At 61.5% G+C, this 25,380-nt stretch carries 17 protein-coding genes, 3 tRNA genes and 1 pseudogene; 17 read left to right on the top strand and 4 right to left on the bottom strand.

Annotated features, from left to right (window positions below):
- Window positions 1-8: 8 nt before the first annotated feature.
- The 11 genes and pseudogenes from HMPREF2527_RS04615 (at window position 9) to nrdR (ending at window position 13,717) form a co-directional block, all read left to right on the top strand.
- Window positions 9-1,649 carry a cell division protein FtsQ/DivIB gene (locus tag HMPREF2527_RS04615; protein WP_246824776.1) on the top strand — a complete coding sequence of 547 codons (1,641 nt, stop codon included), beginning with the start codon at window positions 9-11 and terminating at the stop codon, window positions 1,647-1,649.
- 196 nt (window positions 1,650-1,845) lie between these two features.
- Window positions 1,846-3,027: a cell division protein FtsZ gene (gene ftsZ / locus HMPREF2527_RS04610; RefSeq protein WP_005506541.1), complete on the top strand. Its 1,182-nt coding sequence runs from the start codon at window positions 1,846-1,848 to the stop codon at window positions 3,025-3,027.
- A 149-nt stretch (window positions 3,028-3,176) separates the two neighbouring features.
- On the top strand, window positions 3,177-4,025 hold the full coding sequence (locus HMPREF2527_RS04605) for a purine nucleoside phosphorylase YfiH/LACC1 family protein (protein ID WP_070506725.1): 849 nt from the start codon (window positions 3,177-3,179) through the stop codon (window positions 4,023-4,025).
- 36 nt (window positions 4,026-4,061) lie between these two features.
- Complete coding sequence (locus tag HMPREF2527_RS04600; RefSeq protein ID WP_070506722.1) at window positions 4,062-4,895, top strand: YggS family pyridoxal phosphate-dependent enzyme; 834 nt, start codon at window positions 4,062-4,064, stop codon at window positions 4,893-4,895.
- Between the two features lie 768 nt (window positions 4,896-5,663).
- Window positions 5,664-5,975: pseudogene (locus tag HMPREF2527_RS09890) on the top strand (cell division protein SepF); the annotation flags it as partial.
- 10 nt (window positions 5,976-5,985) lie between these two features.
- Window positions 5,986-6,285, top strand: a complete 300-nt coding sequence (locus HMPREF2527_RS04590) for a YggT family protein (RefSeq protein WP_070506718.1) — start codon at window positions 5,986-5,988, stop codon at window positions 6,283-6,285.
- Window positions 6,286-6,764: 479 nt separating this feature from the next.
- Window positions 6,765-7,304: a DivIVA domain-containing protein gene (locus tag HMPREF2527_RS04585; protein ID WP_049340716.1), complete on the top strand. Its 540-nt coding sequence runs from the start codon at window positions 6,765-6,767 to the stop codon at window positions 7,302-7,304.
- 310 nt (window positions 7,305-7,614) lie between these two features.
- The gene (gene lspA / locus HMPREF2527_RS04580) at window positions 7,615-8,262 is read left to right on the top strand and encodes a signal peptidase II (RefSeq protein ID WP_141744445.1); all 648 of its coding nucleotides are present in this window, start codon (window positions 7,615-7,617) and stop codon (window positions 8,260-8,262) included.
- Between the two features lie 167 nt (window positions 8,263-8,429).
- On the top strand, window positions 8,430-9,416 hold the full coding sequence (locus HMPREF2527_RS04575) for an RluA family pseudouridine synthase (RefSeq protein ID WP_070506715.1): 987 nt from the start codon (window positions 8,430-8,432) through the stop codon (window positions 9,414-9,416).
- 127 nt (window positions 9,417-9,543) lie between these two features.
- The gene (gene dnaE, locus HMPREF2527_RS04570) at window positions 9,544-13,086 is read left to right on the top strand and encodes a DNA polymerase III subunit alpha (RefSeq protein WP_070506713.1); all 3,543 of its coding nucleotides are present in this window, start codon (window positions 9,544-9,546) and stop codon (window positions 13,084-13,086) included.
- A gap of 175 nt (window positions 13,087-13,261) precedes the next feature.
- Window positions 13,262-13,717 carry a transcriptional regulator NrdR gene (gene nrdR / locus HMPREF2527_RS04565; protein ID WP_005506525.1) on the top strand — a complete coding sequence of 152 codons (456 nt, stop codon included), beginning with the start codon at window positions 13,262-13,264 and terminating at the stop codon, window positions 13,715-13,717.
- Window positions 13,718-13,893: 176 nt separating this feature from the next.
- Here the strand turns inward: nrdR and ppgK are convergent, their stop codons facing one another.
- Window positions 13,894-14,745 carry a polyphosphate--glucose phosphotransferase gene (gene ppgK / locus HMPREF2527_RS04560; protein ID WP_070506710.1) on the bottom strand — a complete coding sequence of 284 codons (852 nt, stop codon included), beginning with the start codon at window positions 14,743-14,745 and terminating at the stop codon, window positions 13,894-13,896.
- A 112-nt stretch (window positions 14,746-14,857) separates the two neighbouring features.
- Window positions 14,858-15,769, bottom strand: coding sequence for a type I methionyl aminopeptidase (gene map / locus HMPREF2527_RS04555; RefSeq protein WP_070506708.1), 912 nt, complete (start codon window positions 15,767-15,769; stop codon window positions 14,858-14,860).
- A 257-nt stretch (window positions 15,770-16,026) separates the two neighbouring features.
- Between map and HMPREF2527_RS04550 the strand changes: the two genes are divergently transcribed.
- Window positions 16,027-16,284 (top strand): hypothetical protein, encoded by a 258-nt coding sequence (locus HMPREF2527_RS04550; protein ID WP_080975013.1) that lies wholly within the window; start codon window positions 16,027-16,029, stop codon window positions 16,282-16,284.
- A gap of 151 nt (window positions 16,285-16,435) precedes the next feature.
- Here the strand turns inward: HMPREF2527_RS04550 and panB are convergent, their stop codons facing one another.
- Together panB and HMPREF2527_RS04540 are read right to left on the bottom strand one after the other, a co-directional pair.
- Complete coding sequence (panB, locus tag HMPREF2527_RS04545; protein ID WP_070506705.1) at window positions 16,436-17,350, bottom strand: 3-methyl-2-oxobutanoate hydroxymethyltransferase; 915 nt, start codon at window positions 17,348-17,350, stop codon at window positions 16,436-16,438.
- Between the two features lie 66 nt (window positions 17,351-17,416).
- Complete coding sequence (locus tag HMPREF2527_RS04540; protein WP_070506702.1) at window positions 17,417-19,279, bottom strand: geranylgeranyl pyrophosphate synthase; 1,863 nt, start codon at window positions 19,277-19,279, stop codon at window positions 17,417-17,419.
- Window positions 19,280-19,710: 431 nt separating this feature from the next.
- On the opposite strand from HMPREF2527_RS04540, the gene glnA reads away from it, so the two are divergent.
- From glnA to HMPREF2527_RS04515, 5 genes are all read left to right on the top strand, one after another.
- Window positions 19,711-21,051 (top strand): type I glutamate--ammonia ligase, encoded by a 1,341-nt coding sequence (gene glnA / locus HMPREF2527_RS04535; protein ID WP_049340701.1) that lies wholly within the window; start codon window positions 19,711-19,713, stop codon window positions 21,049-21,051.
- A gap of 159 nt (window positions 21,052-21,210) precedes the next feature.
- Window positions 21,211-24,564 carry a bifunctional [glutamine synthetase] adenylyltransferase/[glutamine synthetase]-adenylyl-L-tyrosine phosphorylase gene (locus tag HMPREF2527_RS04530; protein ID WP_210390369.1) on the top strand — a complete coding sequence of 1,118 codons (3,354 nt, stop codon included), beginning with the start codon at window positions 21,211-21,213 and terminating at the stop codon, window positions 24,562-24,564.
- 400 nt (window positions 24,565-24,964) lie between these two features.
- Window positions 24,965-25,037 (top strand) — tRNA-Gly (locus HMPREF2527_RS04525).
- Window positions 25,038-25,084: 47 nt separating this feature from the next.
- Window positions 25,085-25,155, top strand: a tRNA-Cys gene (locus tag HMPREF2527_RS04520).
- Window positions 25,156-25,179: 24 nt separating this feature from the next.
- Window positions 25,180-25,251 (top strand) — tRNA-Val (locus HMPREF2527_RS04515).
- The last annotated feature ends 129 nt before the right edge of the window (window positions 25,252-25,380 follow it).

Genomic DNA, 25,380 nt, shown 5'->3' with positions numbered 1-25,380 from the left:
CTGTGCCGATGAGTTCTGGTCTCTCTTCGGAGGGGCATTCCTCCTCGCGCGCGCCGAAGGCTCCGCGTTCGCGTGCTCGTTTGCGCGCCCAGCAGGTAGCTGAGAATGCGCAGGTTGAGGCTAAGAAATCTAAGCCTGTGCAGGCTGAATCTGCGCAGTCTCAGCTGACTCAGCCGCAGGCCACCCAGCCTCAGGTTGTGAAGAGCGCAGAAGCTACTGGGACTGCAAAGCCCTCGGAAGCTATGAAGTCTGCGGACGCCGTGAAGCCTGTCGAGGCTGCATCCTCGGAGGCTTCTGCCCAGTCTGCCGCTACTCAGCCTTCGAGCTCTGTTCGCCACATGCCGCGTAAGCCGGTGGTGCATAAGTCGCACAGCCAGAACGGTGCTGATTCTTCGGCGTCCAAGAGCGCTGCGGCGGTTCATTCTTCGGCGCAGTCTTTGAAGGATTCGGTGCGTTCTGCGCTGATGACCGGTCGTACCGTGTCTGAGGTTGAGCACGCGCCTGAGCTGTTTGATGTTGAGGCGTTTGAGGATTCTTCGTCGAAGACTTCATCCGCCAAGGGCGCCTCTGCTCAGACTGTATCCTCGCAGTCGGTGAAGAGCGCAGAAAAGGAAGTAGCCGATCAGAAGGCTGCTCAGAAGAGTTCTGACAAGAAGTCTTCTGCCGATTCTGCTGAATCTCGCGAAGAGTCTGCCGCTCAGAACGCTGAAGAAAGCGCCGATAAGGCGGGGGAGAAGGCCGTTGAAGAGCCTCGCCCCGCGAGCCGTTTTGGTCGTTGGCGTGCCGAGCGTGAGCAGCAGCGTGCAGCGGAAATTGAGAAGGAGCGCGAGCGTGCGAGCCGTCAGGCTCACCGTGAGCGTCTGCGTCAGGATCCGGGTCTGGACGGTCTGCGTGCTGAGGAGCGCCCCCGTAAGGAGCGTGCGCCTCTGACTCGTGCCCGTAAGCTGCTGTACACCGTCTCGGCACTGGCTATTATCGCGGTGCTGTATGTGGTGCTGGTCTTCTTCTCGCCCCTGTTGGCGACTCAGAAGATTACGGTGCGCGGCGCGTCCCTGCTGGAAACCACCCAGGTGGAGCAGAAGCTTGAGCCTCTGCGCGGTGTTCCGCTCACTCGCATCGATGAGAAGAAGGTGCGTGAGCTGCTCGGGCAGGATAATGTGATTCGTAGCGTGCAGGTGGAGAGCCGTCCGCCGCATGAGCTGGTGGTGACTCTGAAGGAGCGTACCGCGGTTGCGGTTGTGAAGCAGGGCGATACGTACCATACTGTTGATAGCGATGGTGTGAGCCTTCTGGAGTCGGCAACTCAGCCCGATACGTCGGTGCCGCTGGTTCGTTTCAGCGGTGATGACCCGCAGACTTCGGCTGAGTTCCACACTATTTCTACCGCGCTTTCGGCAATGCCCTCTGAACTTCTAGCTCAGGTTAAGGAAGCCAGCGCTACGTCAACCTCAAGTATCACTCTAACCTTGAGGGATAATACTACGGTGCAGTGGGGAACCGCTGAAGAGAGCGAGTTGAAGGCTAAGGTCCTGCTCTCCCTGCGCCAGGCTATTGCCAAGCGTGCTCAGGAGGAGAAATCTTCCGAGGCACAGACGCAGAAGGTGACCGTCTATGACGTGTCTGCCCCGCGCGTACCGGTGACCCGTTAGGGGAACCATTCAGGCGCTTTATCCTCCCTTTTTGTGTGAAATCCGCAAAAAGAGGGGGTAATTGCGCTGTGTGACTAGGAACCGACAAAAACAGTTTGGTATCCTAGCAGATAAAGTCATTCTTTAGAGGAAACCTTCAGGCTTAGATTAAGCTGCGGGTCTTCCGAAGCTGGAACACGGAACAATCGAGGAATACATGGACGCTGGAACTCCCCAGAACTACTTGGCAGTCATCAAGGTCGTTGGTATCGGCGGCGGTGGCGTCAACGCAGTCAACCGCATGATTGAGGTTGGTCTGCGCGGCGTTGAGTTCATTGCTATCAACACTGACGCTCAGGCTCTGCTGATGTCCGATGCAGACGTTAAGCTGGACGTTGGTCGTGAGCTGACCCGCGGTCTTGGCGCGGGCGCAAACCCCGAGGTTGGCCGTCAGGCAGCCGAGGATCACGCGCAGGAAATTGAGGAAGTCCTCAAGGGCGCAGACATGGTCTTTGTGACCGCAGGTGAGGGCGGTGGCACCGGTACCGGTGGCGCACCCGTCGTGGCACGTATTGCCCGCTCCCTCGGCGCTCTGACCATTGGTGTGGTGACCCGCCCCTTCACCTTCGAAGGCCGTCGCCGCTCCAACCAGGCTGAGACCGGTATCGCTGCTCTGCGCGATGAAGTTGATACCCTGATCGTTATTCCGAACGACCGACTGCTGTCGATTTCGGATCGCAACGTCTCCATGCTGGACGCATTCAAGTCCGCTGACCAGGTTCTGCTCTCCGGTGTGCAGGGCATTACCGACCTGATCACCACCCCCGGCCTGATCAACCTTGACTTCGCTGACGTTAAGTCCGTCATGCAGGGTGCAGGTTCGGCTCTGATGGGTATCGGCTCGGCATCCGGTGAGGACCGTGCTGTGAAGGCAGCTGAGCTGGCTATCGCATCGCCGCTGCTGGAAGCATCCATCGACGGTGCACACGGCGTTCTGCTGTCCATTCAGGGTGGCTCCGACCTGGGTCTGTTCGAGATCAACGAGGCTGCACGCCTGGTTCAGGAAGTTGCTCACCCCGACGCAAACATCATCTTCGGTGCTGTTATTGACGACGCACTGGGCGATGAGGCTCGCGTGACCGTGATTGCTGCTGGCTTCGACGCAGTAAACCCGGAGACCAACTCCAACGCTTCCACTGCTGCAGCTACCCAGGCTCAGCGCACCCAGGCATCCTTCGGCGGTTCCACCGCTCCGGCTGCTAACGGCTACGGCTACAACGCACCCGCTGCTGCTCCGGCTTCCACCGGCGCTGCTGGCTTCGACGTTGACCTTCCCCCGGTTGTAGAGGAAGCTCCGGCTCGCCGCGACACCCTGGATGTCCCTGACTTCCTGAAGTAGTCTGCCCGGCTGTGAACGCATAGGCGTTGCACGGCTGAGAGTCTTATGAAGCTATAGGGGAGCTGAGAAACACGCACATTGTGCTGTTCTCGGCTCCCCTTTGCTATACCCGCCGTTATACCTGCTGACATCTGATGAAGGAATAGAAGATGAGCGATAACCCCAAAACTTCGCTGCTTGCCTCTGCCGATACCCGCACCCTGGGCCCCTGGCGTGTGCGGGTGGGCTTTACCTCCCGCGCGGCGGGCAACCTGGGCCTGCACGTGGACGATGAGCTCGGCGGCGGCATGGACGCCTCCCTGGTGCGCACCCTCAACCACCGTGCCGCCCTGGAGGAGGCGCTGGGTACCGACCCGTTCTTCTACCTGAACCAGGTGCACGGTGTGCAGATTGCCTACCCGGAAGACTACGCGGTGGAATCCTACGCGCCCGGTGCACCCGAGGAGCGTACCGCTGAGCGTGCCCGCGCGGTGCTGGAGAGCTCCCCGGTCGCCGATGCGGCGATTAGCAGTGAGGGCGTGCCCCTGGCGATTATGGTGGCGGACTGCATTCCCGTGGTGCTGGTGGGTGAGCGGGTCGCGAACTGGCAACCAATCCTGGCGGTGGCTCACGCTGGCCGCCGCGGCCTGCTTGATGGCGTGCTTCAGCAGACTGTGCAGCGGATGCGTCAGCTCGGCGCGGAGAAAATTACCGCCTGGCTGGGTCCGAGCATTTGCGGTAGCTGCTACGAGGTGCCCGAGGAGATGCGCACTGAGTCCACCGAACTGATTCCGCAGGTGCATTCGGTGACCAGCCAGCAGACCCCCGGCCTGGATCTGCCCGCCGGTGCCCGCGCCGTGCTGGAGGAGGCGGGCGTGCAGGTGAGCATGGACTGTGCGCAGTGCACGTTTGAGGAGCCCGAGGTGTATTCGCATCGCGGGTTCACGAACCGCGGTGAGAAGCCGGGCCGTATCGCGGGTCTGGTGTGGATTGAGAAGGCGCCAGAGCCCGCCGCCTAGAGCTGCTAAAGATAGAAAGCCGCTGAAGGAGAGAAGATGTCTGAAATGAACGTAGAAGAGAACCTGCAGTACACTCCCGAACGTGCCGAGCAGCTGCTACAGAACTACCGCCGCGTGCTTGAGCGTATCCGTACCGCGGAGCAGGACCACAGCGCCGTGCGTACCGAGGAGAGCGCCCCGGTGCAGCTGGTGACGGTCACGAAGTTCTTCCCCGCCTCCGACGCGGCGGCACTGCTGGATGGGGGAGTGACCCTCTTCGGTGAGAACCGCGACCAGGAGGCGAGCGCGAAGGCTCGCGAGCTTGCCGCATACTGTGCTCAGCGTGAGGTGCAGCCCCCGCACTGGGCGTTTATTGGCCAGTTGCAGACGAACAAGGCGAAGTCTGTGGTCAAGTACGCCTCCAGCGTGCATTCGGTGGACCGCCCCTCCCTGGCGGACGCGCTGGCGAAGGCGTACGCGAACCAGCTCTCCCGCTTTGAGGCGGGGGAGGCGCCCGCACCCGCGGCGGCGGAGCAGGGCGCGCTGACCTGCCTGGTGCAGGTGTCCCTGGCGGAGGTTGCGACGGCTGGCCACGCCGCTGAGGGCGCGCGCGGCGGTACGAGCGCCTCCGAGTTGCTGGAGCTGGTGGAGCGCATCGAGAATCACGAGCATCTGCGTTGTGGCGGTGTGATGGCGGTGGCGCCGCTGGGCATGAACCCGGATGCGGCGTTTGAGAAGCTCTACGGTTTGGCGTCGCTGGTGCGTGAGCAGGTGCCGCACGCGACCGAGATTTCCGCCGGCATGAGCGGGGATTTGGAGGCGGCGGTGCGTTGGGGTTCGACCTGCGTGCGCGTGGGTAGCGACATCATGGGTAAGCGTCCGGCGCTCTAGGCCCTTTAGCCGTTAGTCTTTTCAGCTGATGGGTCTGCTGGCGGCGGCATAATCATCGGTGCCCTTGACCGCCCGTGCGGGGTGGGCGCTGGTAATATATACATGCCGGTGCATGGCGTACCGTCACGCACACACCTTCTGACGAAGCACCACGGCAGCCCCTGTACACCACCAACGTGAAAGAACAGCGAGAGAATCATGGCGAAGCAAAGCCGTCTGGCGGGTTTCCTCGGCCTGGAACGATACCAGGGCGCTGAGACGACGCCGGAAGAATCCCCGCAGGCTGTGCAGGCTGACTCCTACCGGGAGACAAACGCCTCCGCAGGGCAGGCTGCTACAGCACAGAAGACCGACAGCGCCAACAGGCTCTCAGCACTGCCCGGCTCGGCACAGTACAGCGATGCCGAGTCGCAGAGCGAAACCTACCACCAGCAGGACGAACCCGCCTATACTGAACAGGAAGAGTACCTGCAGGCTGATAGCTACGATGACGGTACAGAAACCGAGTATCTGGACGCAGAAGAATCTGCCGACGGACGAGCAACCGTAGATGCAGCGGCATACGCCACCGCTCATACACCTGAAACCACAGCTGATCTGGCAGAAACCGAGCAGACTTGGGACGATGCCAGCGCAGACAATTGGGAGGACACCCCGGTGCCGAATACCGAATACACCGAGCAGTACGCCGATACGTACTCCAACGACGGCTACTACGAACAGGGCTACGAGCCCGAAGAAACCAACGGATACACCTACGGTTACGAGGAAGAAGAGGACGAATTGCGTCGCATCACCACTATCCACCCCCGCTCCTACAATGACGCAAAGATCATTGGTGAGGCATTCCGCGAGAACATTCCCGTGATTATGAACGTGGAAGAAATGCCTGACGCAGACGCAAAGCGCCTGGTGGACTTCGCATCCGGTCTGGCATTCGCACTGGAGGGCCGCATTGAGCGCGTCACCGCTAAGGTGTTCCTGCTGACCCCCTCCAACCTGGAGGTTCTGGGTGTGGCTAACTCCGAGGTTCCCGCCGGCTTTGAGACCGACGGCGAATTCCCCTTCGACCAGGGCTAAGGACTGATAGATGGGTTATATTTTCGCCCTCATAACGATCGTTATCTACGTTCTCTACATTGCGATGCTGCTGCGCATGCTCTTTGACTGGGTGCGCATGTTCGCTCCCGAGTGGCGACCCAAGGGCATTGTGTTGCTCTTCGCCAGCGGCGTGTACGCGGTGACTGACTGGCCGATGAACCAGCTGCGCCGCCTGATCCCGCCGGTTCGTGTGGGTAACGTTGCGTTGGACACCGGCTTCCTGATTCTGATTGTTCTGTTGTCTTTGCTGCTGAGCATCATGATGCGGATGACCGCGGCCTTCTCGTAAGCGCCTGCCCGCTAAGAGACGACAGCTGACGAGCACAAACGATAGACCCCCGCCTGCCTGACCCGTTCACGGGTTGAGTGCAGAGCGGGGGTTTTCTGCGCCTGCGTTCTTGTGCTTAGGCTCTGCCTGGGTTCTGTGCTTAGGGTCTGCCTGGGGAGCGTCAAAATGTCTTCTCGAAAACCTTCTCAAAATGCACCGCAGGGCAGAAAACATAAGGGTGGTAGCGGGGACTAGGGCGGATATTAGACGTGGTGAATCCCACCCTTGCGCAGAGCGAATATTTTACGGTTCAACCGACGTATAACCGGGCACAGAAACTAAAGAATAGTAGAATTGGTGCCAACGACTGCATAGCGGAATAGCCATGCCCTGACCCATCGGGACCCTGAATTATTGGGGATCACGACCTATCTGGCTGGTGAATCCGCGGCACCCAACTTCATCACCAAACACCGTAGGGATACCCAGAGGAGAAGCCCATGGCAATCACCCCCGAAGACCTGATCACTAAGAGCTTCAAGATTGTAACCGAAGAGTCCGGTTACGACCGCAACGAGGTCGATGACTTCCTGGACGAGCTCGTTGTCGAACTGCGCGCACTCTACTCCGATCGTGATGCCCTGGAGCGTCAGGTTGAGCAGCTCTCTGCAAACGCACCCGATTCCCCGGCAGCGGCTGTAGCACCCGCACAGTCCTCGGCGGCATCGGCTGCACCTCAGGACGCGGCGGCACTGCTCGCTATGGCTCAGAAGGTCCACGACGACTACGTGGCGCAGGGCGAGAAGGCTAAGGCTGAACTGCTCGAAGAGGCAGAGAGGAAGGCAGACGCTATGGTGAGCGAAGCTCAGCAGCAGCGCGAAGAGGTTCTCTCTCGCCTCACCGACGAGAAGGAAGAGCTGGAGATCGCTGTTGAGGCTCTGCGCGGCTTCGAGAGCCGCTACCGCTCCAAGCTGCTGCAGCACCTGGACGCACAGGTTCAGGAGCTGAAGAACCTCAAGTCCATCGAGGCTTCCGCATAAATCAGCTAACGACGCTTTGAGGCGTATGCCGCCCGGATTCTTTCTCTTCCACCGCTATTCACCGGGGAAGATCGAGAGAACCGGGCGGTATTCTCATGCCCGCCCGGCACGGCCTAAGAACCCAGGGCGCGAAGCGGGGGAGAGCACCCGCCACATCACCACCGAATACTCGATGCACTACCCCGATTTGCTAAGCTAGAGGGGCACTATCGAACGCGAGCGCGACCCGCCTCCGCACCATAGGGCCTCCGCGCCGTAGGCGCAACAACCGGCACAGACCGTCGCAACCGGCACAGACTAGAGGAGAGCTATGACCAACACCCCCAAGACTGCTGAATCCTCAGTCGCACAGGCTAGCGATAACGCTGCCGAAAACACCACCGAAGAAGCTACTGGACGCCGCGTGCGCATCCTTTCGGCTCGCTCCGCGGGGATTCTCGCGCTCGTGCTCGCCGCCGTCGTGTTCGCTATCGACCAGGGCACCAAATACCTGGTCGTTACCCAGATGCAGTTGGGGGAGCGCATCACCGTCATTGACGGGCTACTGTGGTGGTACTCGATTCGTAACTCCGGCGCCGCATTCAGCATGGGTGAGAACGTCACCTGGGTCTTCACCCTCGTCATGGTTGCCGCCGCGGCCGTGGTGTTCTACCTGCTGCGCCGCACCCGCGCTCTGTCCTGGACCCTCGCGCTGGGCGGACTGCTCGGCGGTATCTGCGGCAACCTTTTCGACCGTCTCTTCCGCGAGCCCGGCTTCGGTTCCGGCCACGTGGTTGACTTTATTTCCGTACCGAACTTCGCGATTTTCAATATTGCAGACTCCGCAATCTGCGTGTGCATGGCGTTCATCGTGCTGCTGAACTTCAAGGGCCTGAACCTCAACGGCACCCGCGTGCAGGCGCCCGCTGACGAAACCCCTGCTGGCGACAAGAACGCAGCAGAGAAGAGCTCCAAGTAGCTCCCCGCCCCGGCTACATTGCCGACACACGCGCCTGCAGACGTTTTCACTCAGAGAATTTTTTACGCAGAGACGTTTTCAAGCAGCGAACTTTTCATACAGCCCCCTCTCACACTGACCCCTCCCACACAGACAACCTAAGCAAACACCACCCGAAGGAGAGCCGCATGAGCGAAACCACCAACGCCGCCGAAGATACGGCACGCATCCGCGCCGAATTCACCGTTGAAGGCGCGCTCGCCGGTATGCGCCTGGACGCCGCACTCGCCGGTGCCCTCGACGCGCCGCGCACCCGCACCTCCGGGTGGATTTGTGACGGCCACGTGACCGTGACCAACAACGGCAAGACCGTGAAAATCGGCAAGTCCTACAAGCTTTCCGCAGGGGACGAGGTCGTCGTGGACGCACCCGCACCGCGCGATCTGGCGGACATCCGCCCCGAGAAGGTGGACGGCTTCCGCATCGTGCACCTGGACGAGGACATCGTTGTGGTGGACAAGCCCGCAGGCGTGGCGGCACACCCCTCACCCGGCTGGCACGGCCCCACCGTCATCTCCGCGCTCATGGGCGAGGGCATTTCGGTTGCCACCTCCGGCGCGGCAGAGCGCCAGGGCATTGTGCACCGCCTGGACGTGGGCACCAGCGGCCTGATGGTCGTAGCCCGCAGCGAACGCGCCTACACCGAACTCAAGCGAGCCTTCAAGGAACGCACCGTGGACAAGGTCTACCACACCCTCGTGCAGGGCCTGCCCGACCCGCTGCGCGGCACCATTGACGCACCCATCGGCCGCCACCCCGGCAACGAATGGAAGTTCGCCGTGGTCGAAGACGGCCGCAACTCCATCACCCACTACGATGTGCTCGAAGCCTTCGGCCCCGCATCCCTGGTAGAGGTGCACCTAGAAACCGGACGCACCCACCAGATTCGTGTGCACTTCTCCGCGCTGCGCCACCCCTGCTGCGGCGACCTGACCTACGGCGCCGACCCGCGCTTTAGTGCCGAACTGGGTCTGACCCGCCAGTGGCTGCACGCGCACCGCCTAGGCTTCGACCACCCCGGTACCGGAGAGCGCGTGACCTTCACCAGCGAGTACCCGCTCGACCTGTCCTACGCGCTGACCGCTCTGCGCGAGGGTAAGGTTCAGCTCGGCTAGACAGCTCGGTTCGGCTAGACAGCTCGGTTCGGCTAGACAGCCCAGCTAGGTAGAGCCACCCGCGGGCTGCCGCACACAGCTTCACATTCACCGCCTATCCTCCAGCCCACACCTCCAGGAGATTCCCGTGGCAACCAAAGAATTTACGCACCTGCACGTGCACACCGAGTACTCCATGCTCGACGGTGCCGCGCGCCTGGGTGACCTATTCACCCACGCTAAAGAACTCGGCATGAAGTCCATGGCGACCAGTGACCACGGCTTCCTCTTTGGTGCCTTCGACTTCTGGCGCCAGGCTAAAGCGCACGACATCAAGCCCATCATTGGTGTGGAGGCGTACCTGACCCCCGGCACGCACCGCACCGACCGTTCGCGTGTGCGCTGGGGCGACGGCTCCCGCGACGACGTCTCCGGTGGTGGCGCCTACACCCACATGACCATGTGGGCTGAAACCACCGAGGGCATGCACAACCTGTTCCGTGCCTCCTCGATTGCGTCGCTGGAAGGTCAGCTGTACAAGCCGCGTATGGACCGCGAGGTGCTGCAGACCTACTCGAAGGGCCTGATTGCCACCACCGGCTGCCCTTCCGGTGAGGTTCAGACGCGCCTGCGTCTGGGGCAGTTTGACGAGGCGGTCCAGGCGGCGAGCGAATTCCGCGATATTTTCGGCAAAGATAACTTCTACTGCGAGGTCATGGACCACGGCCTGGACATTGAACGCAACGTCCAGGAGGATCTGCACCGCCTCGCCAAGAAGCTGAACCTGCCCTTCGTCGCCACCAACGACCTGCACTACACCCGCCAGGAAGACCACACCGCCCACGCGGCGCTGCTGTGCGTGCAGTCCGGCTCGACCCTCACCGATCCCAAGCGCTTCAAGTTCGACGCGGATAACTTCTACCTGCGCTCGGCAGAAGAAATGTACGCTCTGTTCGGTGACATTCCCGGCGCGTGCGAGAACACCCTCGAAATCGCTGAACGCTGCAACGTGGAGTTCAACACCAAGGCGAACTACATGCCGAACTTCCCCGTGCCCGAGGGTGAAAACGAGGAATCTTGGTTCGTGAAGGAGGTCGAGAAGGGCCTGCACTACCGCTTCCCGGACGGCGTGCCCGACAAGGTGCGTAAGCAGGCTGAGTACGAGGTGGGGGTTATTACCTCCATGGGCTTCCCCGGCTACTTCCTCGTGGTCGCCGACTTTATCAACTGGGCTAAGCGCAACGGTATTCGCGTGGGCCCCGGCCGTGGCTCCGGTGCAGGCTCCATGGTCGCGTACGCGATGCGTATTACCGACCTGAACCCGCTCGACCACGACCTGATCTTCGAGCGATTCCTCAACCCCGACCGCGTCTCCATGCCCGACTTCGATGTGGACTTTGACGATCGTCGCCGCGGCGAAGTCATCGACTACGTGACCGAAAAGTACGGTGAAGAGAAGGTCGCGCAGATCGTCACCTTCGGCACCATTAAGGCGAAGCAGGCGCTCAAGGACGCCTCCCGTGTGATGGACCAGCCATACTCGGTCGGCGAGCGCCTCACCAAGGCGATGCCGCCGGACGTCATGGGTAAGAACATCGCCCTGGCGAACGTGTACAACGAAGAGGATAAGCGTTACGCCGAGGCGGCAGATTTGCGCGCCCTCATTGAGGACCCGGTCGATAAGATTTACGGCCAGGTGTTCGAGACAGCGAAGGGCCTGGAGGGTCTGAAGCGTCAGTGGGGTGTGCACGCTGCGGGCGTGATTATGTCCAGCAAGGACCTCGTGGACGTCATCCCCGTGATGCGCCGCGAGGCGGACGGCCAGGTCATCACCCAGTTCGATTACCCCACCTGTGAGGGCCTGGGCCTGATCAAGATGGACTTCCTGGGTCTGCGTAACCTCACCATCATCTCCGATGCGGTGGAGAACATTAAGGTCAACCGAGGCATCGACCTGGACCTGGAATCCCTGTCTTTGGACGATCCGGAATCGTACCGTCTGCTGGCGCGCGGTGACACCCTCGGCGTGTTCCAGCTCGATGGCGGCCCGATGCGCTCGCTGCTCAAGCTCATGGAGCCTGAGGAATTCGAACACATTTCGGCAGTGTTGGCGCTGTACCGTCCGGGCCCGATGGGCGCGAACTCGCACACCAACTACGCTCTGCGTAAGAACGGTAAGCAGGAGATTGAGCCGATTCACCCCGAGCTGGAAGAGCCGCTGAAGGATATTCTGGACACCACCTACGGCCTGATTGTGTATCAGGAGCAGGTTATGGCGATTGCTCAGAAGGTCGCGAACTACACTCTGGGTGAGGCAGACTTGCTGCGCCGTGCGATGGGTAAGAAGAAGAAGGCGGAGCTGGATAAGCAGTACGCTACCTTCCACGACGGCATGATTTCTAACGGCTACTCTGAGGGCGCTATTAAGGCGCTCTGGGATATTCTGCTGCCGTTCTCTGACTACGCGTTCAACAAGGCGCACACGGCTGCGTACGGTCTGGTGTCCTACTGGACGGCGTACCTGAAGGCGCATTACCCGCAGGAGTACATGGCTGCACTGCTGACCAGCGTGGGCGATAACAAGGACAAGCTCGCGCTGTACCTGAACGAATGTCGCGCCATGGGCATTACCGTGCTCGCGCCGGATGTGAACGAGTCCACCCTGACCTTCGCCCCTGTCGGTGACGATATCCGCTTCGGTATGGGCGCGATCCGTAACGTGGGCGCGAACGTGGTCGAAGGCATGATTGCCGCCCGCGAGGAGAAGGGCCGCTACGAGTCCTTCAATGACTTCCTGAAGAAGGTGCCGCTGCAGGTGTGCAATAAGCGCACCATCGAGTCGCTCATTAAGGCGGGCGCTTTCGACGACCTGGGCCACACCCGCCGTTCGCTGTCCCTCATTCACGAGGCGGCAGTGGACGCAGCCGTGGCAGTCAAACGTAAGGAAGCGGCGGGTCAGTTCGACCTCTTCGGCTCCCTCGGCATGGATGACGCCCTGGGTGATGAGCTGACCGTGACCATCCCCGACGTGCCCGAGTGGGACCGCCGTGAGAAGCTGAACTTTGAGCGTGACATGCTGGGCCTGTACGTTTCGGACCACCCGCTGCGTGGCCTGGAGCGTGCGCTCTCGGATGCCGCAAGCCATTCGGTACACGACATCATCGGTGAAGACTCGCACGTGCGTGACGGCGAAACCGTCACCATTGCGGGCATGCTCACCGGCGTTTCGCGCCGTATCGCCAAGTCCAGCGGTAACCAGTACGCCTCCGTGGAGCTGGAAGACCCCTCGGGCGCAACCATTACGGTCATGTTCTTCTCCCGCGCCTACGAGACGATGGGCGCCGCCCTGGCGGACGACCTCATCTGCTCGATTCGTGGCCGCGTGCAGCGCCGTGACGACGGCAGCGTAAACATGAGCGCGCAGGAACTGCAGATCCTGGAAATCAGCGATGACGGCCGCGCCGCACCCATCACCATCGTGGTACCCGAGTACCTGGTGACCGAGGCGAACCTGAAGGAGCTGAAGGAGACCCTGCGCGACCACAAGGGAACCGCGGATGTGCGCATGCTCGTGCGTACCCGCGATAAGGAGCAGCTGGTGCTGCTGGACCCGAGTGTGCGCGTGGAACCGAACCCGAGCCTCTTCGGTGAAATCAAGACGATTTTCGGTCCGAGCTGCATTCGACGCTAACAACACGCCCCGCTGAGGGGAATGACAGGGTGGATTCTGCATAGCAGAGTCCACCCTGAGCGTATATTCACTCACAACATACGGTGTACCCGCTGTATATCACGGTAGAATAGGTATAAATATTCTTGAGCGCTGTATACGCGGGCGCCCCTAACGCCCAGCCAAGGAGAAACGAATGTACTGCCCCTATTGCAAGCACACCGACTCGCGCGTGGTGGATTCCCGCACCACCGATGACGGCGCCGCAATTCGCCGCCGCCGCCAGTGCACCTCCTGCGCTCGCCGCTTCACGACCGTTGAAACCACCACCATTTCGGTGATTAAGCGTTCGGGCGTGACCGAGCCCTTCGACCGTTCGAAGATTGCCGCCGGCGTGCGTAAGGCATGCCAGGGTCGCCCCGTGGGTGAGGACGATTTGGCGAAGCTCGCCCAGGAGGTTGAGGAGCTGATTCGTGCCCGCGGTCTGGCGGAGATTAACGCGCACGAGGTGGGTCTGACCATCCTGGAGCCGCTGTCGAAGCTGGACGCGGTCGCCTACCTGCGTTTTGCGAGCGTGTACCAGGCCTTTGAGAACCTTGAAGACTTTGAGGAGGCGATTGCGCGTCTGCGTGAGGACCGCATCGCCCAGTAACTAGCTAGCACAGTAACTGACTAGCACAGCCACTAGCTAACCCAGTAGCTAATGAGCTCGGCCGCCGCTACATGAGCGGCGGCATACAGAAGGGACCGCCTTCCGAATGATTCGGAAGGCGGTCCCTTCGTACGTATGTGAAGCGCTATCCGAGGCGGATAGCAGGAAGCAAGCCCTTACGCTTCGCCGCGGCGCTGACGCTCCGGCAGCATGCCGCCAGCCCACAGTGCCGCACCCACAATACCCGCGTTGTTACGCAGGGCAGCCATGACCATGGGGGTACGAATCTGATCCTCAAAGTAGGGCATGAACTTCTCCGGGTTCTTGGAGATGCCGCCGCCAATGATGAACAGGTCGGGGGAGAAGAGCATCTGTACGTGCTCGAAGTAGCGGTACAGGCGCTTGCCGTACTTCTTCCAGGACAGCTCGTGCACCTCGCGGGCACGAGCGGAAGCCTGAGACTCGGCGTTGTGGCCGTCAATCTCCAGGTGACCCAGCTCGGTGTTCGGAATCAGCACGCCGTTGTTGATGAGGGCGGAGCCGATACCGGTGCCCAGGGTGATGACAGCGATCAGACCGTCACGGTTACGGCCCTGACCGTAGGTTGCCTCAGCCAGACCGGCTGCGTCAGCGTCGTTGAGGCCGTAGACAGTGCGGCCACCCAGAGCCTCGCTCATGACCTGCTCCAGGTCGGTGTTAATCCAGGAGTCGTCCACGTTCGCTGCGGAGAAGACCATGCCGTTCTTCACCACTGCGGGGAAGTCAATGCCGACAGCCGACTCGGGGTCCGGCGCCAGGTCGCGGCCCTGCAGCTCATCAACTACGCGGCGTACAACCTCAGCCACAGCGGCGGGGGTTGCGGGCTTGGGGGTGTCGATGCGGAAGCGGTCGGACACGAGGTTACCGGTGCGCAGGTCGACGATGCCGCCCTTAATGCCGGTGCCTCCAATGTCCACACCAATCTGCAGGTCCTTGGGGGTGGGTTCGGGCAGGTCGTTGATGAGGCCGGGCTCAGCGTAGTTAGCCATGATTTCCTTTCTTTCCTTCGCCTGAGCGGAGGAACATATCTGCGCTATCGAGTGATAATGAATAGATGGTCCGGCAGGTTAGCCGTAAAACTTAGATGCCTAAGACAATAACTTAGGGCAGGGTGAGGATGTCCGCGCCGTCAGCGGTCACCACGAGGGTGTGCTCGAACTGCGCGGTGCGCTTGCGGTCGCGGGTGACCACGGTCCAGTCGTCGTCCCACAGGTCCCATTCGATCGTGCCGAGGGTCAGCATGGGCTCGATCGTGAAAATCATGCCCTCGCGAATCTCGGTGTCGTAGGCGGGTGCCGCATCGTAGTGGGGGATGATGAGGCCCGAGTGGAACTCACGGCCCACGCCGTGGCCGGTGTAGTCGCGAACCACGCCGTAACCGAAGCGAGCCGCATACTTCTCAATGACGCGACCAATCACGTTGATCTGGCGGCCAGGCTTCACAGCCTTAATCGCGCGGTTGAGGGACTCCTCAGTGCGCTCAACGAGCAGGCGGGACTCTTCGTCCACGTTGCCGACGAGCAGGGTCTTGTTGGTGTCGCCGTGCATGCCGTCCAGGTATGCGGTGACGTCTAGGTTGAGGATGTCGCCGTCTTCCAGCACGGTGGAGTCCGGGATACCGTGGCAGATGACCTCGTTCAGGGAGGTGCACACGGACTTGGGGTAGCCGCGGTAATCCACGGTGGAGGGGTACGCGCCGTGGTCACAAATGTACTCGTGGACCAGCACGTCAATCTCGTCGGTGGTGGTGCCGGGCACGCAAATCTTGGATGCTTCAACGATGGCGCCTGCCGCGATCTTGCCGGCTGCGCGAACCCGCTCAACTTCCTCGGGGGTGTACATGTTCGAGTCGTTACCCTCGTTGGCGGTGGGCTTACCCACGTACTCGGGGCGAACAATGTGCGAGGGGACCGGGCGCATGGGGGTGACGCGTCCGGGGGTCAGGCAACCGACGGGTGCTCGACCGGGCTCTGCGGGAAGATTATGCGAAGTATTCGTTTTGGTTGAAGACATAGTTTCATCTTACCGGGCGCGGGCGGGTTGTGTCCCTTGCGGGGGCGCTAAAAAGCGGCGGATACATAAGCCGTACCTTTTTCCCAGATTGTGAATAAAATTTCATGCACCCTAGCGGTAAAACTGCGCGGAACGGAAGACAGAGGCGGAAGACCCTGGAGGGGGAGCGCCGTGAGAAGCTCTGCCCGCCTCGTTGCCACGAACCTATGTGCGTGAGAAGCTAGAAACACCAGCCCCTCACCGTCGAAGGAGAACCCATGAGTGAGAAGAAAAACCGCCTGAGCGAAGCCATCGAATCGGCGGTCGAAAAGACCCTGAACTCCGCGACCGAAGCCACCAGCCCGCATCCCGAAGAGTACTGGTACAACCTCAAAACCGGCGAGGTTGAGCGCGGCCAGCAGAGCGCCGTCACCTCCCTGTGGGGCCCCTTCAAAACCTACGAGGAGGCGGCACACGCCATGGACCGCGCCCGCGAACGCAACGACGCCTGGGAAAAGGACGGCGGCCTGCTCTAAAGCCTTGCTCTAAAGCCCAGCGAACGTTCTGCACGTATGCCTCTAATAGAGGCGTCTAACAGAGGCAGAAAAATAGATACAGCAAGACCCCCGCGCCCGGAGCACCGGATACGGGGGTCTTTCTTCTCAAGCTTTCTTCTAAACCTAAAGCCTATTCAAAGCTGTGCTCAGCCGCCGGGAACTCACCCGAACGAACCTGCTCACGATAAGCACGCGCAGCGTCCTCCATGATTTGGCCGACCTGCGCAAACTGCTTCACAAAACGCGGCACGCGACCGGCACGAACACCCATCATGTCCTGCCACACCAGCACCTGACCGGTCGTCACATTCGAGGCACCAATACCGATGGTCGGCACAGCGCCCACAGTCTCATCCACCAGCTGCGCGGTCTGGGAGGTCACCATCTCCATGAGCACGCAGAACGCGCCGGCCTCAGCCAGCGCCACCGCATCCTCACGGACACGCTCAGACGCATCGCCGCGGCCCTGCACACGGAAACCACCCAGGGCATGCTCCGACTGCGGGGTGAAACCAACATGCGCCACCACCGGAATACCGGTACGCACCAGGGCACGAACCCACTCAGCCATCGAAGCATCCGCCTCAATCTTGACCGCGTGTGCACCGCCCTCCTTCATCAGGCGAACAGCGCTCGCCACCGCCTGCTGCGGGGACTGCTCATAAGAACCAAACGGCAGATCGGCAACCACCATGGCGCGGGATGCACCGCGAGAAACCGCCGCAACCAGCGGAATCATCTCATCCAGGGTAATGGTCAGGGTCGATTCGTAACCGAGCACCACATTCGCCGCAGAATCGCCAACCAGCAGCATGTCGATGCCGGCACGGTCAAAAATCTGCGCCGTCAGGGCGTCGTAGCAGGTCAGCATGGAGAACTTCTGCCCGGTCGCCTTAGCCTGCGCCAGGTGAACGGTACGAACCTTCTTGACGGTGTCCAGGTCAAAAGGCTTCGATGCAGAAGCAGTCGCGGGAGCAGCCGCGGAGGTAGCGGCAGGTTGTGCCGCGTAGGGCGAAGAGATCTCGGAAGAACGCTCAGTAGTCATGCTGACTATTCTAACCCTGCACGGCTCCAACCTGGCGTACCGCTCACCACGAGGGAACAACTATGCCTAGTTCCAGATGAGGTTAATGTAGTAGGTCGGGAACGACGCAGCGGCGTTCTTATTCATCAGCTCCGGAATAGCGGAAGAAGCATCACTAAACTCACGCGGCAAATCGCGCTGAATGAGCGCCTGCTGCACCAGCGCATCCCAATACAGCTGCGTAATCGAGTAGGTGCAGACTTCCTTCACGACGTCCTCCGCGTAGGACTCCCACGCCGTCCTCGCCGCATCAGCCGTCTTTGTTGCATCATCAGCGCCGAAGAAACCCTCGTAGCCCTGAGCTAGACCCGTATCGCAGGCGCTCACCGCGTTCTTCGCGTACTGCAACCAGTAGCTGCGGCTCAACTCATCGGTAGTGTTGAACGTAAACGCCTCATAGTCTGCCTTCAGCAGGGCGTAAGACGCCTGAATAGAACCGGCAAGCGGGGCGTGCGAAGAGAAGACAATAACGTCCAGAAGAGCGGCAATGTACTCCATCTGCGCCTTCTCGTACGCAATACCGGACGGCTGAACCGGGCCAGAATGCATCTGCACCAGCGCCTCCACCGCGTTCAGGAAACGCTCAATGTCGGCGGTCGCCTTCACCATCAGATTCAGCAGACGCCGAACACACTGATAATCCTCAGAGATCTGCGAGAACACGCCAAAGGACAGGATGCCACGCTCAGAAGCAGCCGCCGCCAGAATCTGGCTCGTCAACCGCTGGCTCTCCGCCTCCGCCTTCGCCACAGTCACCAGCAGGGCACCGCAATACGCCAGGGCGCGGCCATCCACCAGCTGGGGCTGCTGCCGATGCAACGGCAAAAGACGCTCATGAATCTGACGGAAAATAGCGCTCTGCGCCAGAGCCTTCTTGCCCAGCTCCTCAGTCTTCAACAGCACAGTATCCGCCGAGAAATCACGGGGCACGAAACGGCGCGCATTCGGCGCAGTAAATGGTGAATAGGGGCGGCCCATCACCGGATGCAACAGCGACATCGTGGTAAACAGCGAAAAACGAGCCGCAACCGGGTACAGCGAATCCGGGTAATTCGGTGCATCCGGCGCGTTGACACGCTCCGTGCACAGAGTCAGCCAGGTCTGCTCCACCGCCCGATTAGAAGCAATGCCAACGCCCATACCCAGGATGCTCTCACCGAACGCCTCCGACGGAAGCTTGCCGGGGTTCATAGCACGCGCCTGCATGAGCGCCACAGCCAGCTCCACCGTATAGTTCGTGCGGCGCTTCTTACCCGCCTCGTCAAGATTCTGGAACGGACGCACGCCCGCAATCTTCTGACCGCGCGCCAGCGTATGCAGCTCCTTGCTCATCGCGAACTGCTGCGGGTTACGCTGCATCATCTTCGACACCTCGTACGCGCTCTTACGGTTCAGCTTCTCACGGCGCTGAGCGCCCTCAGCCGACAGCGCATCATACTTGCCGCGGCTTGCGTGAACATACCAGGAACGAATTACCTGAAGCGGCAAGAAGAAGAAAGTGTACTTCCACGACCAACTAAAAATAATGACCGGAATAGCCGCGCTCGACCCCAAACGGCCCGTGTAACCGGTCCAGATGAACTCCACAAACGCACCAACCAGCGCCCACAACGCCACGGTGCGAGTCCTAAACGCCACACGGGAGGGGCGGTCCAGCAGGTAGGTCGCACCACCGGTCTTGTTATTCTTCATGACTGTCGGGCCAAAGACCGCAACCGCAAAAAGGCAGACCAGATACAACACCAAGAAAACAATGGGGGCGGCAATAAGTAGTAGCCACTCTAAACCGGTAGGATCAGCGGCAACGATGCTGGTCGCCAGCGGAAGCTGCGCCAATGGAAACTGCTCCGACGGAAACTGCACAGTCGAGGGAAGAATGGAATGTAGCATACTCCCATTATCGCAAGGCGACCCCGCTCCCCGCCCCGAGAACCGTCATATGCTAGGTATCTGAACCTGCTTGGCATCTGAGTAAAACCCACACCGCAGAAAAAGTGGGGGAGCGCCCCTCCTCGCATCGCCCAGAATCTGAGCTACCGCGGCGCAGAAAAAGAGAATTTACACAAACGAAACTTCCCACCCGCCCGCCACACAGCAGAACCCGATAGGCTAGATAACAACAGGACATACGCCGGGGCAAGGAGGCGCCAGCACCGCTGGCACGCAACACTGCGGAACCCCCTGGAATCCTCTGGAATCCCATGGGACATGCAGGGCTTTCCGCAGCAGGGTCTTCCACACCTCGGCAGCAAATTTAGCGCGCCTCCGCCACCCACAGACGGGTACCACGCGGATGCGCGCCCGCACCGAGAGGGCAACTCATGGACCGTCAACAGGAATTCGTACTGCGCACCATCGAAGAGCGCGACATCCGCTTCATCCGCCTCTGGTTCACCGACGTGGTCGGCACCCTCAAATCCGTCGCGCTCGCGCCCGCCGAGGTAGAAAGCGCCTTCGACGAGGGCCTGGGCTTCGATGGTTCCTCGATTGAGGGTTTCTCCCGCATCTACGAATCCGACATGCTGCTGCAGCCGGACCCCTCCACCTTCCAGATTCTGCCCTGGCGCGGTGAAGAAGACATCACCTCCCGCATGTTCTGTGACGTACTCACCCCCGACGGTGAAATCAGCGCATCCGACACCCGCGGCGTGCTCAAGCGCGTACTCAACAAAGCTGCGGAGATGGGCTTCACCTGCTACACCTCGCCCGAAATTGAGTTCTATCTGCTCGAATCCTCCAAGCTCGGCGCCGACGGATTCCCCGTGCCCGTGGACTACGAATCCTACTTCGACCACACCCCCGGCGGCATCGTGCAGGACTTCCGCCGCAAGGCAGTGACCATGCTCGAAGAAGTTGGCATCTCCGTCGAATTCAGCCACCACGAAACCGGCCCCGGCCAGAATGAAATCGACCTGCGCCACGCCGACGCCCTGCAGACCGCCGACAACGTCATGACCTTCCGCACCGTCATCAAGGAAGTCGCCTACTCGCTCGGCATGTACGCAACCTTCATGCCCAAGCCCTTCACCAAGTACGCCGGCAGCGGCATGCACACCCACTTCTCCCTCTTCGAAGGCGACACCAACGCATTCTTCGAAGCCGGCGCCGAATACCAGCTGTCCAAGACCGCGCGCCACTTCATCGCCGGTGTGCTCAAGCACGCCCCCGAATTCACCGCGGTCACCAACCAGTTCATCAACTCCTACAAGCGCCTCTGGGGCGGCGGCGAGGCACCCTCCTACGTCTCCTGGGGCCACAACAACCGCTCCGCCCTCGTGCGTGTGCCTCTGTACAAGCCGAACAAGATGCAGTCCGCCCGCATCGAGTACCGCGGCCTGGACTCAGCATCGAACCCGTACCTCGCCTACGCGGTGATTCTCGCCGCCGGTCTGAAGGGTATCGAAAACGAGTACCCGCTCATGCCCGCCGTGACCGAAGACCTCGCCGCCATGACCAACGCCGAACGCCGCGCCATGGGCTACAACCCGCTGCCCGCGTCCCTGCGTGAAGCCATCAATATCACCGAAGAATCCGAGTTCATGGCGGAGGTTCTGGGCGAGCAGGTCTTCGAGCAGTTCCTGCGCAATAAGCGCGCCGACTGGGACCAGTACCAGGCTCAGGTGACCCCCTACGAGCTCAAGCACAACCTCGGAATCCTCTAACGGCTGGATCCTCTCACCTCCTCACAGGATGAGTGAGCGCTGACAGCCTCAGGGCGGTACCCGCTACCGGTAACACGCCGGCGGGTACCGCCCACAGGTGTATCAGCATCGCTTTTTATCCCGCCGAAATTTATACTCTCTACCCACAGTTCTCACGCTATGACTGACAGCTCTCACTACCCGGTCACCGGGCTCATCCGCATTGTTGACCCCGCCAAAGAACCCAAACCGCTGACCGACATCGCCCCCGATGCGCTCGACGACGAACAGCGCGCCGAAGCCGAACGCAAAGCACAGCTGCGCCTGCACACCCGCATGATTGCCACCGGCTTCCACGACCCGTCCAAGGCAGAACGCTGGCTCAACGCACCCGAACTGAAGCACGTCTCGCAGGATGCGCTCTTTGCCGGGCTGCGCCTCGCACCCTCACCGGATATTGCCCTGCCCGCCCTCGTGCGTCTCATCGAGAAGCACCCGGCGGTCGCCGAACGCGCCAACCGCGGCGACAAAGAATTCGGCATGTACCGACTGCTCGGCGCATCCCAGGCGATTGGCGATTTTCTCTACCGCCGCCCCGAGCTCATCGATCCGCTCTTCGACACGCAGGTGTACCCGGCTGAGAGCGCGCTGATTCGCTCCCAGCACCCGGCGTCAATCCTGCCGGAAACCGACGGGGAATTCCTGACCCCCATCGCACCGCTGGATACCCCCTACCGCCGCGATATCCTCACCGCCCTCGGCGCCGACCCCCACGCGGAGCGTCCGCGCGCTGCCGCCGAACAGACCGGCAAAGACGGCTACGTGACCCTGCGCGTTGCCTACCGCGCCGCCCTGGCGCGCATCGCCCTGCTCGACGTGTGCTGTGAAGACCCGGTCGAAATGATGCCCACCATCGGTCGTCACCTCGCCGATTTGGCAGCCGCCGCGCTGGAGGGCGCGCTCGCTATTGCGCGCACCGAAGTAGCGGAGGGACTGGGGCCCGGTCTGGCGGCTCCTCGCCGAGGCGAAGCCGTAGACGCCCTGGACTTGGCGATTATCGGTATGGGTAAGTGCGGTGCCCGCGAGCTGAACTACATCTCTGACGTTGACGTAGTGTACGTGGTTGCGCCCGTGGAACCCGCCGCCGCTGGCGGCGCGCCCAACGCCGGGGCAGAGGGGGAGAGTGCCCCGCTCAAGCTCACCGAGAACGAATGTTCCACCATCGGCACGGAGCTCGTGCACGCCCTCACCCGCGCCATCATGGGCCCCGCACCCGAACCCGCCCTCTGGGAAGTCGATGCGAACCTACGCCCCGAGGGTAAGGACGGCCCGCTCGTTCGCACCGTCGAATCCTACGTTCAGTACTACAAGCGCTGGGCGGAAAACTGGGAGTTCCAGGCGCTGCTCAAAGCGCGCCCCATCGCCGGTTCGGCGCAGCTGGGCGCCCGCTACGCCCGCGCAATCGACCCCTTCGTGTGGGAGTCCGCCGCCCGTGAATCCTTCGTGGAATCCGTGCAGGCGATGCGCGCCCGAGTGACCGACAACATTCCTTCGCACCAGGTGGACCGCCAGATTAAGCTGGGCCCGGGCGGCCTGCGCGATATTGAGTTCACCGTGCAGTTATTGCAGCTCGTGCACGGTCGAACCGACCCCGCCGTGCGCACCAAGTCCACCGTGGATTCCCTGGCTGCACTGACCGCCGTCAGCTACATTAGCCGCACCGATGCTGAGGCGTTCAGCCGCGACTACAAGAAGCTACGCGTGCTGGAGCACCGCATCCAGCTGCAGCAGCTGCGCCGCACCCACCTGATGCCCGAGAAGGACGCCGAACAGCGCGCCCTCGCCCGCTCGATCCTTTCCCCGGAACGCAACGGCACGCTCTCTGCCGAGCAGATGCTCAAGGCATGGCAGAAAATTAAACGGAACGTCCGTTCACTGCACGAACGAATCTTCTTCCGCCCGCTGCTCGCCGCCGTCTCCACGCTCAGCCGCGACGAAGTGGTGCTCAGCGAACAGGCGGCACAGGACCGTCTTGCCGCCCTCGGCTACCGCGACCCGCGTGGCGCCATGCGCCACATCAAGGCACTCACCACGGGACTTTCCCGCAGTGCAGACATTCAGCGACACCTCATGCCCGTGCTACTGGGCTGGTTCGCCCGCGGCGTGGACGCGGACGCCGGCCTGCTCGGATTCCGCATCGTCTCCGAATCGCTCGGCAGCACCAGCTGGTACCTGCGCATGCTCCGCGACTCACCCGCAGCCGCCGAACGCCTCAGTCAGCTACTCTCCAGCTCGCGCCCCATGACCGACCTGCTTGAGGACGCCTCCGCCTCCATCGCCTGGCTGGACAAGGTCGCCGACCTCAAACCACTGGGGGAAGAAGCGCTCGCCTCCGAAATTTCCTCCCTGCTGGCACGCCACGCGGACGCCGCCGAGGCGATGCGCGCCGTGCGCTACCTGCGCCGCCGCGAAACCCTGCGCACCGCCATGGGCTGGACCCTGGGCATCGTCGACATTGAGGACACCTGCGCCGGTCTTGCCGCCATCGACGAGTGCACAATCGGTGCGGCGCTGCAAATTGCCCTGCGTGAACTCCAAACGGCACCGGAAGGCGCCGAACCCGCCGAAGCTGAGGAGACAGCGGGGGAGAAGCTACTCACCCGCATCGCCGTCATCGGCATGGGCCGCCTCGGCGGCGCCGAGAACGGCTTCGGCTCCGACGCGGACGTCATGTTCGTCCACGAACCCCTCGACGGGGCCGACGAAGACGCCGCACAGGAACAGGCGGCACGCATCGTCAACCGCACCCTGGCGCTCCTCAAGCAGCCAGTCAAGCCCGCCATTCGCGCCGAACGGCCCCTCGACGTGGACGCCGACCTGCGCCCCGAAGGCAAGCAGGGCGCTATCGTGCGCTCGCTGGACTCCTACCGCTCCTACTACGAACGCTGGGCGGAAACCTGGGAGTTCCAGGCGCTCACCCGCGCCCGCCCCATCGCCGGCGACGAAGAGCTCGGCGAGGCTTTCGTGGAGCTCATCGACCCGTACCGCTACCCGGCAAATTTCGCGCCCGAACAGGTGCAGCAGATTCGCCGCATGAAAGCGCGCGTTGAAAACGAACGCATGCCGCACGGCGCCGACCGCACCCGCCAGCTCAAGCTCGGCCGCGGCGGCCTCTCCGACGTGGAATGGCTGGTCCAGCTCGTACAGCTACGCCACGCGCACGCCGTGCCGGGGTTGCGCACCACCTCCACGCTGAAGGCGCTAAACGCCGCGGTTGAGGCGGGGCTGGTCGAGGCCGCGGACGCTGAAATCCTCAGTGGCGCCTGGCTGCTCGCCACGAAGATCCGCGGCGGCAACGTACTGCGCGGCGTGCGCCAATCCGACACCCTACCCTCGGGACGCGCCGACCTGGAAGCAATCGCCCGCTGGTGCGGATACCCGGCCGGCAGTGCCCGCGCCCTCGAAGAGGACTATCTGCGCCAAACTCGCAACGCCCGCAAAGTCTACGAGCGCCTCTTCTTCGAAGAACTATAAAAAGATTCCAGAAAAACATGAGCCCGGCATTTTTGTCGGTGCGGATTTCATAGGGGAGGGGCGGGGAACCAGGTTCCCCGCCCCTCCTTTTCGTGTCCTTGCGAAAAATTTTGTGGACGTTCTGCAGACATCGTGGCGGACAATGTGTGCCCGCCGCCGCCCTCACGGGAACAGTAACCACCCCAAAACCCCGAAAATGTGACCGGCACCATGAAAATAAATTTTGCTCGCACACCTCAAAAACGAGCCCAAATACCCCGTTCTGCCCCGGAAACACGCGGAACACAAGGTGATCCGCAAAGGATTTGGCAAACACTCAAAAACCCCGTATAGTATTTACCTGTCAGCACGACGGAGCGAAAAACTCCAACGGAATGATTCAAATTGAATACGCTGATATGCGGTTGTAGCTCAGTTGGTAGAGCACCACCTTGCCAAGGTGGATGTCGCGAGTTCAAGTCTCGTCAACCGCTCGTAAGGACTCCAAGAGTTCGAACGCGTTCCCTCGTGGAGCGTATGCGGTGAGGTGGTCGAGTGGTTAGGCAGCGGCCTGCAAAGCCGTGTACGCGGGTTCGAATCCCGTCCTCACCTCGCAACAAAACAACTGTTTTGTGAGCGCGATTGGCGCAGCGGTAGCGCGCTTCCCTGACACGGAAGAGGTCACTGGTTCGATCCCAGTATCGCGCACAAATGAAGCCCTGATTCTTCGGAATCAGGGCTTTTGTGTTTAACTTTTTAGTTTTGGTTTAGGAGGGATGGTGCCCTCCTTGTTCCTACAGGGGACCCGCCCTCGCTTCGCTTCGGGCACCCTGATGT

The organism is Rothia sp. HMSC071B01 (genome assembly GCF_001808945.1).
Lineage (GTDB): Bacteria > Actinomycetota > Actinomycetes > Actinomycetales > Micrococcaceae > Rothia.
This window is presented reverse-complemented; position numbering and strand designations above follow the sequence as displayed.

Bases quoted from the DNA above. Each gene is read 5' to 3' on its own strand.
- HMPREF2527_RS04615 (WP_246824776.1), top strand. From the start codon at position 9: ATGAGTTCTGGTCTCTCTTCGGAGGGGCATTCCTCCTCGCGCGCGCCG.
- HMPREF2527_RS04575 (WP_070506715.1), top strand. From the start codon at position 8,430: ATGAGCGAAACCACCAACGCCGCCGAAGATACGGCACGCATCCGCGCC.
- HMPREF2527_RS04600 (WP_070506722.1), top strand. From the start codon at position 4,062: ATGTCTGAAATGAACGTAGAAGAGAACCTGCAGTACACTCCCGAACGT.
- HMPREF2527_RS04590 (WP_070506718.1), top strand. From the start codon at position 5,986: ATGGGTTATATTTTCGCCCTCATAACGATCGTTATCTACGTTCTCTAC.
- HMPREF2527_RS04550 (WP_080975013.1), top strand. From the start codon at position 16,027: ATGAGTGAGAAGAAAAACCGCCTGAGCGAAGCCATCGAATCGGCGGTC.
- HMPREF2527_RS04530 (WP_210390369.1), top strand. From the start codon at position 21,211: ATGACTGACAGCTCTCACTACCCGGTCACCGGGCTCATCCGCATTGTT.
- HMPREF2527_RS04540 (WP_070506702.1), bottom strand. From the start codon at position 19,279: ATGCTACATTCCATTCTTCCCTCGACTGTGCAGTTTCCGTCGGAGCAG.
- panB (WP_070506705.1), bottom strand. From the start codon at position 17,350: ATGACTACTGAGCGTTCTTCCGAGATCTCTTCGCCCTACGCGGCACAA.
- HMPREF2527_RS04585 (WP_049340716.1), top strand. From the start codon at position 6,765: ATGGCAATCACCCCCGAAGACCTGATCACTAAGAGCTTCAAGATTGTA.
- ftsZ (WP_005506541.1), top strand. From the start codon at position 1,846: ATGGACGCTGGAACTCCCCAGAACTACTTGGCAGTCATCAAGGTCGTT.
- map (WP_070506708.1), bottom strand. From the start codon at position 15,769: ATGTCTTCAACCAAAACGAATACTTCGCATAATCTTCCCGCAGAGCCC.
- HMPREF2527_RS04605 (WP_070506725.1), top strand. From the start codon at position 3,177: ATGAGCGATAACCCCAAAACTTCGCTGCTTGCCTCTGCCGATACCCGC.
- lspA (WP_141744445.1), top strand. From the start codon at position 7,615: ATGACCAACACCCCCAAGACTGCTGAATCCTCAGTCGCACAGGCTAGC.
- glnA (WP_049340701.1), top strand. From the start codon at position 19,711: ATGGACCGTCAACAGGAATTCGTACTGCGCACCATCGAAGAGCGCGAC.
- nrdR (WP_005506525.1), top strand. From the start codon at position 13,262: ATGTACTGCCCCTATTGCAAGCACACCGACTCGCGCGTGGTGGATTCC.
- ppgK (WP_070506710.1), bottom strand. From the start codon at position 14,745: ATGGCTAACTACGCTGAGCCCGGCCTCATCAACGACCTGCCCGAACCC.